The following is a 3794-nucleotide window of genomic DNA, read 5'->3' as shown; positions in this document are numbered from 1 at the left end:
TCATTATCTTATTCGTTCAATCGAAGTCATTCACGAAAGAAGAACGTTATTAAATCAACGTTTCTTTTAATGCATAAAACATTTACGAATTGTTTTGTTCATCGAAAGTCTTGCGAATTCTTTTAAATCAACGCTTAGAAGAGAAAGTCGAAAGTAACAAAAGTCATTTATGTTGTATTCGTCATTCATCAAAATGAATATGCTATTCACCACAAGCCAACCCAAACGAAAATTTTCCGAACCCTCCAAGCCACCCCGCTGAGCCGTCGCAGGAGTCCCTTAGAGATAGTATTTGTGATTTTTGAATCAGGGGGTTGATCTCTCGCGAAGTCCTGACGCAGCCCAGCGAATTGTCTTTTACCCAATCTTCGCCGAGTTTCTACTATCAAAGAAAATAACGTTTCTAATGCGATTGGGCAGCCGTTATCGGAACTTACCCCCGACAGTGTGTTAAAATTAATCGAAGCGGAAAACGAGGATCTCCAATTGACTGAACGTGTGATCGGTTGGACAGTTTAAGAGGGTTGTATAAAAAGGGAGATGGCGCAAAGATGGTGAGATCAAAAGAGAATGATTTAACGGAGAAATTGGCAGAAGGTCACCGAGAATATGGTGACGGCAACTTTACAGTACAGAACATCGGTGATGAAACTAACCCGAATTGGACTGTCGTAAAAAATGTGAGGAAGGGATCGGCAGGCATTCGTGAAGGGGAAGATATATTTAGCCTGCGATCAAAATATATAAAATAGTGCGGAGATGGGCGGGCATCACTTCGCCTGTCTTTTTTTTATAGACTATATGCGAAAAGTGCGATGCCGAGAGATGCAATTCTAGACGATTAGATTTAATATGATGAAGTATGAGCCTATATGCGTTCTATTTCGATTTAAGTAGATTAAGGGGGAACGAAAGAAGGAAAACTGCGCGCTAAAGCTAGTGTAGAAGAGGTTTTTATGCTTGCGTATTAGGTTAGCGTCAGGATATAATATCCATATGTAAAGAAGCGAACGTCTACGTGTTGGTGTTCGTATCCTACGTTTAACTTTCGGTAAGAACAAGTCGGAAGAAGACGGAGGCAAACCGTTGATATTATCGTAATAATCATGCGCCCATAGCTCAGTCGGATAGAGCGGTGGTTTCCGGTACCACGTCTGCCGGGGGTTCGAATCCCTCTGGGCGCGTTATGTATTGTTGTTGTGATGTGTTCTATTTAAAAGTATTGAGTAAATAGCACATAATAGCGTGAAGAACGTGTTGAAAATTAATAGTAAATCTAAAGAAACCCCTTGTATGTGATTAGAAATAATCGTGTATAGGGGGTTTTTCGTTATGAAAAGAATTAAAGAGTGAAATGCAATTCAAATCAGAACAGATTTTAGCACTAAAAGAAATTGTAACGAGATATATTGCACAAGCGTATTGTTAAGTTGCTGAACGAAGATATGACACGTAAGATAGTAGTGATTCACAAAGCAATAGGGACAGGCTAGCCGTCTTTGCCAGTAAGCTGAAGTTTAATAAAAGTGATCATCTTTCGTTGGCATTATCGGACTTTCTTGACCGTTATGAAGGAGAAGAAGAATGAAAAAAGGTTCTCGCAAGCTATTTGAAATAAAATCGTTTCTTACATGTATTGAAGAAGAGGAGTGCGGAGAAAAGGTCTATTATGTAACGATGGAACATCACAACAGTAGTGTGACTCGTCACAAGATAACGAAAGATGATGCATTCGAAATGTTAGTTGCGTATGCAAAAGGAATACCTGAAATCATGGAGGTCTTCATGGAAGGTGAAAATTTCAATGAAGTTTATAAGATAACGGCATCGCTAGGTATTTATTGCAGTTAAGTAAAAAGTACATGTCATAAATGTTGTTCACTTGTAAGAATAGACCCTGGAAAAATAACTCAGAGGTAATCCAAGTCACAATTCGAAAATTACACAAAGCAGATAAACAAGAAAGTATCTTTATAGCAAATCGCAACGCTGTGAATTTGGTGCGTGTGGTACTCGTAGAGGATACGAACGGAATTAATCTATCAAATGAAAATGCGACAATGGTGAAGAAACGTGTAATATTCGATATGTACTCGCCATTGTAAAAAAGGTCTGAACTTACAAGTATAAGTTCAGACCTTTTTTTATTATCACTTGTTATATCTGATAATAAGATTTACTATTAGTATGTGGTAATAATTTTTATGCGTTATTATTTTCTTTCAATATTATTCAAATTTAGGTTGTAAGATGTAAATCTCATTAATACATATAAATTAATAATATTTTGGAATGGGTGTCTGCGATAGGATTCTCCTTTTACCAAACTTATTGTACAATAGAAACAAGGGGGAGATTAGTTTGAAGGCAAGTCTTTTACAAGAACAAAGCTTACGTTTGGCAATGACACAAGAGTTAAGGCAAGCGATTACAATGCTCCAGTATAATGTACAAGAATTATCGGAGTTTTTGTATGAGCAATCGTTAGAGAATCCCCTTATTGAGTTAGGTGGTTTTGAGAGGGAGAAGAAAAAGAGCTCTAACACAAGTAAAAGTACCCGCAAACAAGTCGAGAATCAAATGGAAATCTACAGTGTGGATTCTACAACGATTCAGCAACATTTATTAAATCAACTACAGTATTATAAAATAGATGAAGAAGAGCGAAAAGCAGCTTCTTTCATTATTATGAACATGGATGGAAATGGCTATTTACAAGAAACAAATGAAGAGTTATCAGAGCTTCTTTCTGCGCCAATTGATGTAGTGGACTGTTCCGTGGAGCTTGTTCAATCGTTAGAGCCAGCAGGGGTAGGTGCGCGTAATATTCAGGAATGTCTATCAATCCAATTGAAGCGCTTACAAAGAAGGAATGGGTTAGCGGAAGAAATTATAGATGATCATTTTAATTATTTCGTTAAGAAAGATTGGCGAAAGCTCGTTCAAGTGTTGAAGTGTACCAACGAGGAATTACAGGATGCGGTGAACTGTATTACATCATTGCAGCCGAAACCAGGTCTTGCATTTTCTTCTGATAAACCACTTTATATCGTGCCTGATATGGCGGTAAAAAAAGATGGCGATCATCTCGTTTTACAGATGAATGAGAGAAATATGCCAAGAATTGAAATTCACTCTGAGTATAGTGCGTTACTAAATAATAGTGAAAGTGAAGTGGCTTCTTACGTATCGGAGAAGTATCAGCATGTGCAATGGATTATGCGCAGTTTGAAACAGAGAAAACAAACACTCTTACAAGTGATGAATATTATTATGGAAAAACAGCATGATTTCTTCTGGGGAGGTCCAGAGTATTTAAAACCACTTGCTTTAAAAGAGGTGGCGGAAGAGTTAGGTGTGCATGAGTCTACAATTAGTCGTGCAACGCGTAATAAATATGTACAAACGCCGCACGGTTTATTTGAGATGAAATCGTTCTTTAGTAATTCTATTTCTACGACGGAAGATGAGGCGGTTTCTACAAAGCGTGTGAAACAATTCATTCAAACGCTTGTTGGAGCAGAAAATAAGAAAAAGCCACTTTCGGATCAAAAGATTTCAAAATTATTAGAAGAAGAGCATGAAATCGTTATTTCTCGCAGAACGGTTGCGAAATATAGAGAACAAATGCATATTCCTGCTTCGTCTCTAAGAAAAACAATTGGATAGGTGAAGAAGATGAAGGTTGTACTATATACAAAAAAAGATTGTGGTCTTTGCGTGAAGGCGAAACAAATTTTAAAGGAAGTACAATGTGAATATTCTTTTCAAATTGAGGAAATAGATATATATGA

Annotated in this window: 4 protein-coding genes and 1 tRNA gene; all 5 read left to right on the top strand. The window is 37.2% G+C overall.

All coding sequences use genetic code 11. The features are described 5' to 3' along the window. The first annotated feature begins 551 nt into the window (after positions 1-551). Positions 552-752 (top strand): hypothetical protein, encoded by a 201-nt coding sequence (locus AB3X49_RS19160; RefSeq protein ID WP_002129884.1) that lies wholly within the window; start codon positions 552-554, stop codon positions 750-752. Between the two features lie 356 nt (positions 753-1108). Continuing rightward, positions 1109-1184, top strand: a tRNA-Arg gene (locus tag AB3X49_RS19155). Positions 1185-1584: 400 nt separating this feature from the next. Then, positions 1585-1851: a hypothetical protein gene (locus AB3X49_RS19150; RefSeq protein WP_367964063.1), complete on the top strand. Its 267-nt coding sequence runs from the start codon at positions 1585-1587 to the stop codon at positions 1849-1851. A gap of 510 nt (positions 1852-2361) precedes the next feature. Further along, entirely contained in the window at positions 2362-3669 is a 1308-nt protein-coding gene (rpoN, locus tag AB3X49_RS19145) for an RNA polymerase factor sigma-54 (RefSeq protein WP_002016074.1), read from the top strand. 9 nt (positions 3670-3678) lie between these two features. Next, on the top strand, positions 3679-3794 hold a 116-nt coding region (locus AB3X49_RS19140; RefSeq protein ID WP_367964065.1), incomplete at its 3' end, for a glutaredoxin family protein.

Origin of the sequence: Bacillus sp. C30 (assembly GCF_040838255.1) — a bacterium.
Lineage (GTDB): Bacteria > Bacillota > Bacilli > Bacillales > Bacillaceae_G > Bacillus_A > Bacillus_A mycoides.
Note: the sequence above shows the minus strand (reverse complement) of the source record. Positions and strands in the feature narration are given on the sequence as shown.